Origin of the sequence: Streptomyces sp. NRRL S-118 (assembly GCF_000716335.1) — a bacterium.
Taxonomy (GTDB): Bacteria; Actinomycetota; Actinomycetes; order Streptomycetales; family Streptomycetaceae; genus Streptomyces.
This window is the reverse complement of sequence record NZ_KL591043.1, coordinates 31999-35883: the sequence shown is the minus strand read 5'-3', so window position 1 is coordinate 35883 and position 3885 is coordinate 31999. Positions and strand designations below refer to the sequence as shown.

Sequence of the window (3885 nt, the reverse complement as noted above, 5' to 3'; positions counted from 1 at the left end):
GGTCATGGCCGAGGGTCAGTTCATGCAGGTTGACGGCCGCGTCGACCTTGGGTCGCATCACGTCCGCGAGCCGCTCGGGCGTCAGGGACGCCACCAGGCCGTCGTCCAGGACGCCCGCCGCGTGCACCACCCCGGTGAGCGGGCGGTCGGCCGGTACGGCGTCCAGTACCGCGGCCAGCGCGTCGCGGTCGGCGGCGTCGCAGGCGGCGATGTCGACATGGGCGGCGCCCAGGGCGAGGAGTTCGGACTCCAGCCGGTCGGCGCCTTCCGCGTTCCGGCCGCGGCGGCTGGTGAGCAGCAGATGCCGTACGCCGTGCTCGGTGACCAGGTGGCGGGCGAGCAGCCCGCCCAGCGCCCCGGTGCCGCCGGTGATCAGGACCGTTCCGGTCGTGGTGGCGAGCGGCGCGGCGTCCCCGGCCGGTACGGCGGCGGTGGCGCGGACGAGGCGGGGGACGAGGGCGGTGCCCCGGCGCACGGCGACCTGGGGCTCCTCCGCGGCCAGGGCCGCGGCGACGGCGCGGGCGATGCCCGGCCCGTCGGTGCCGGGGTCGGTGTCGACGAGCAGGAACCGGCCGGGGTTCTCCGACTGCGCCGACCGCAGCAGCCCCCACACGGGTGCGTGCGCCAGGTCGGTGACGTCCTCACCGGCCCGGGTGGACACGGCGCCCTGCGTGACGACGACGAGCCGGGAGCCTGCTGTCCGCTCGTCGGCGAGCCAGGCGCGCACGAGGGCCAGTGCCTCGGTCGTCGCCGTACGGGCGGCGGCCGCGAGGTCGCCGCCGGCGGACGCCGCGGGGCGGACGGCCACCACGACCTCGGGTGCGGCGCCGTCGGCGAACAGCTCCGCCACGCCGGGGGCGTGCCGGACGGCGTCGAACGGAGCGGCGTCGAACGGAGCGGTGTGCGGTGCGCCGAGCACGGCCCAGCCGGTGGTGTCCACGGCGTCACCGGCCGGGGGCAGCTCGGTGGGCAGCGCGGCCCAGTCGGTGCGGAACAGTGCGTTGCCGGTGGTGTCCGCGGCGCCGGCGAGCTGCCGCCGCGACACCGGGAGCAGGGTGAGCCGGTCGACCGAGGCCACCGGCGCGCCCGCGGGGTCGGTGAGGGTGACGGACACCGCGTCCGGGCCCGCCGGGGCGACCCGCACCCGCACGGACGTGGCTCCCACCGCGTGCAGGGTGACGCCGCTCCACGCGAACGGCAGTCGTACGGGGGCCTCGTCCTGCTCCTCGACCGCGCTGAGCAGCGCGGGGTGCAGGGCGGCGTCCAGGAGGGCCGGGTGGATGCCGAACCGGGCGGCTTCCGTGGCCTGTTCCTCGGCGAGCGCCACCTCGGCGTGGATCTCCTCGCCGGTGCGCCAGGCGGCGCGCAGGCCCTGGAAGGCGGGGCCGTAGCCGTAGCCGCGGTGCGCGACCTGCTCGTAGAAGGAGTCCAGGTCGATGCGTTCGGCGCCGGGCGGCGGCAGGACGGCCGGCTCGGCTGTGGGGGCGGGTGCCCCGGCGGTGGCACCGGGGCCGCCGGACGGTCCGGACGGGGCGGCCGTGGTCAGCACGCCGGTGGCGTGCCGCGTCCAGGGCTCGTCGGTGCCGGTGGTCTCCGCGGCGGTCTCCGGGGCCTCGGGCCGTGAGTACACCGTCACGCGGGCCCGGCCGGCCGGGTCGGGCCGCTCCACCGCGACCTGGAGCTGTACGCCGCCGCGGGCGGGCAGGGTCAGCGGGGCTTCGAGGGTGAGCTCGTCCAGCCGGTCACGGCCCACCGCTTCCCCGGCGCGCAGGGCCAGTTCCACGAAAGCGGCACCGGGCAGCAGCACGGTGTCCAGGGCGGCGTGGTCGGCGAGCCAGGAGTGCGTGGTCAGCGACAGCCGGCCCGTGAGCAGCAGGTCGCCGCCGGCGGCGGTGCTCACCGCCGCGCCGAGCAGCGGGTGGTCGGCGGCGCCGAGTCCGAGGCGGCGGGGGTCGCCGCTGTCGGCGGGGGTGGTCTCCAGCCAGTAGCGCTTCCGCTGGAAGGCGTACGTCGGCAGCTCGGCCGGGCGTGCGTCCGTGCCGGTGAACCAGGCCCGCCAGTCCACGCCGGGCAGGCCGCGGACGAACCCCTCGGCGAGCGAGGTGAGGAACCGGTCCGGGCCGCCCTCGCCGCGGCGCAGCGACCCGAGGGCGACCGCCTCGGTCCGCGTGTCCTCGAAGATGGCCTGCAGACCGGTGGTGAGCACCGGGTGCGCGCTGTTCTCGACGAAGAACCGGAACCCGTCGTCCAGCAGTGTCCGTACGGTGGCCTCGAAGTTCACCGGCTGCCGGGCGTTGTCGAACCAGTACTCCGCCGTCAGGTCCCCGGTGTCCTTCCGCGCGCCGGTGACGGTGGAGTAGAACGGCACGCTGCCCCGGCCGGGGGTGATGCCGGCGAAGAGCTCCAGGATCTCGTCGCGCAGCGGGTCCACCTGGGCGCAGTGGGACGCCACGGTGGAGCCCACGATCCGGGCGCGGACGTCGCGGTCGCGGCAGGCGGCGACGAACTCCTCCAGCGCAGGGACGTCGCCCGCGACCGTCACCGCGCGGGGGCCGTTGCGGCCCGCGATCACGAGCCGGCCCTCCCAGCGGTCCAGCAGCCGCTCGACCTCTCCGGCGGGCAGGGCCACCGAGGCGACCGCGCCGTTGCCGGCCAGTTCCCGGGCGAAGAGCGCGCTGCGCAGCACGATCAGCCTGGCGGCGTCGTCGAGGGTCAGCGCCCCGGCGACGTACGCGGCGGCGACCTCGCCCTGGCTGTGCCCCACGACGGCGGCGGGCCGCACACCGGACGCCTGCCACACCGCGGCCAGCGCCACGTTCACCGCGAACAGCACCGGCTGGAGGATCTCGATCCGGTCGAGGGACGGGGCGTGCGGTGCCTGGCGCAGCACGTCGGCCACCGACCAGTCCACCAGCCGCCCGACGGCCGCGTCGACCTCCGCGAGCCGTCCGGCGAACACCGGTGAGGTGTCGAGGAGCCGTACGGCCATGCCCTGCCACTGCGAGCCCTGGCCGGGGAAGACGAACACCACCTTGCCCTGTACATCGGCAGCGCCGGAGACCGTGCCGACCGCGGGCAGGCCGTCGGCCAGCGCCGTCAGCCGGGCCGGGCTGTCCGCGGCGGAGGTGAGGGCCACGGCCCGGTGCTCCAGCACCGCCCGGGACGCCGCGAGCGTCCAGCCGACGTCCGCGGGGGACAGCTCCGGGCGGGCCTCCGTGAACGCAGCGAGCTGTGCGGCCTGGGCCCGCAGGCCCTCTGCGGAGTGGCCCGTCACCACCCACGGCACGAGGCCGTCGCCGGCGGCGAGGAGCGGGGTGCGGGCACCGTCGGCCGCGGCGGGAAGCGGGCCGGGGACGCCAACAGCCGGGGCGGGAAGCGGGCCGGGGGTCGCCGTCCGGGCCTCGGCGGGGGCCTCTTCGAGGACGAGGTGGGCGTTGGTGCCGCTGATGCCGAACGACGACACACCGGCCCGGCGCGGCCGGCCGTCCGCCGTCCACGGCGCCGGCTCGGTCAGCAGTTCCACCCGGCCCGCGGACCAGTCGATGTGCGGCGACGGCTCGTCGACGTGCAGGGTGCGCGGCAGCAGGCCGCAGCGCCATCACCATCTTGATCACGCCTGCCGCGCCGGCCGCCGCCTGGGTGTGCCCGATGTTCGACTTCACCGAACCGAGCCTGAGCGGACGGCCGTCGGGCCGGTCCTGCCCGTAGGTGGACAGCAGGGCCTGCGCCTCGATGGGGTCGCCCAGCGTGGTCCCGGTGCCGTGCGCCTCGACCGCGTCGACCTCCTGGGGGGTGAGGTGCGCGTCGGCGAGGGCGTCGCGGATGACGCGTTGCTGCGACGGCCCGTGGGGTGCCGTCAGTCCGTTGCTGGCGCCGTCCTGGTTG

General features: G+C 76.9%; 1 pseudogene. It reads right to left on the bottom strand.

Features of this window, described 5'->3' with window-relative positions:
• Window positions 1-3885: pseudogene (locus tag IH00_RS38365) on the bottom strand (type I polyketide synthase); the annotation flags it as partial.